Source organism: Streptococcus parasanguinis (genome assembly GCF_001578955.1).
GTDB lineage: Bacteria > Bacillota > Bacilli > Lactobacillales > Streptococcaceae > Streptococcus > Streptococcus parasanguinis_U.
Map to the genome: position 1 here is coordinate 1 of NZ_KQ969702.1, position 1,249 is coordinate 1,249.

At 36.6% G+C, this 1,249-nt stretch carries 1 protein-coding gene; it reads left to right on the plus strand.

Annotation, left to right across the window (positions count from 1 at the left end; genetic code table 11):
- The first annotated feature begins 287 nt into the window (after window positions 1-287).
- The gene (locus tag SPADD19_RS10800; RefSeq protein WP_241496592.1) at window positions 288-1,226 is read left to right on the plus strand and encodes a hypothetical protein; all 939 of its coding nucleotides are present in this window, start codon (window positions 288-290) and stop codon (window positions 1,224-1,226) included.
- Window positions 1,227-1,249 lie beyond the last annotated feature (23 nt).

Below are 1,249 nucleotides of genomic sequence, written 5' to 3' on the forward strand. Positions count from 1 at the left end.
AATTTCATAATAAAAACACCCCAAAAGTTAGATTTTTTTCTGTCTAACTTTTGGGGTGCAGTTCATTTTCTCAAGGGGCTTTTTTGTGTGCAAAAAAATAATTTAGGAAGCCTTGAGAATCTCATCTATTGGGGACTCTGCTACATACAATTTTTCCGTTTCTTATGTTGAATAATCGGTCAAGTTACAAAACAAATTTGTGATTCATTTGAAAGCCCTTGCAAAACAATTGTGTTGAACGTATAATATAAGCGTAATACAATCATCTATTTTAAGGAGGTCTAGCGATGATTAGACGTTATAAAAAATTATTTTTAGCATTCGTTGCTCTGCTCTCAGTCTTCCTACTAGCTTCTTGTTCTCAAAAACAAAGTGGCTCTAAAAATGCTGCTAAAACAGAAACAGCAAAAGTCGAAACGATTGATGGCGAATGGGAATTAGTCGATACTCTCGATGCTTTAACGGAATCCATCGGTGCCTATACCCTCCATGGAATCCACTTTGCACACTTGCTTGAATCTGTTAAAGACTTCAAAATGGACATGAAGATTGAAAACAATACGGCAACGATTAAATACGACTATAACATTGATAACTTTATTAAAGCTTTCTCCACTGTCACAACAGAAGCTAGAGGCAAGACTGAAGAAGAATTCAAAAAAATCATGTATGACTCTCATGAAGGATTTGCAGGCGACTTTAAGAAATACAAAGTCAGCATGAATAAAGATACTGGCGTGTTTAGCTACGAAGCAACGGGTTCTATTGATCAAGGTGCCAAAACAATGACCTTTGATGAAGGACTTTCAGTAGCAAACTCATTCTTCTTCTCATTCGGTGAAAATCGCGTTTCGCCAAACACATATCACTACAAATTAAAAGACGACATGCTTTATGTCACGATTGACGGAAAAGCGAAGAAAAATAATCTTCCAGTTCACTATGAACTACACTTCAAACGTAAAGGAAGCACTACTCAAAAAGACCCCGTTCCAATTGAAGGAAAATGGCAAGCCATCGACTTCCGACCAGCTCTTGAACGTAGCTTAGCCTTTAAAGATTTTGACAATGATGATTCGGCTATCAAGTTGATCTATCCTGAGGCATGGAAAGATTTAAAACCAACGTTGAACATTACAGATACATCTGTTGAATTCGACTATACTGTATCTCTAGCAGATGGTTTTGGAAGGTTCTACGATTACTTAAACAAAAGATTCATCTAAAGTGACTCAAACGAAAGACGAAT

What these genes read in the sequence shown, in the direction of transcription:
- SPADD19_RS10800 (WP_241496592.1), top strand. Translation starts at nt 288, where the DNA reads ATGATTAGACGTTATAAAAAATTATTTTTAGCATTCGTTGCTCTGCTC.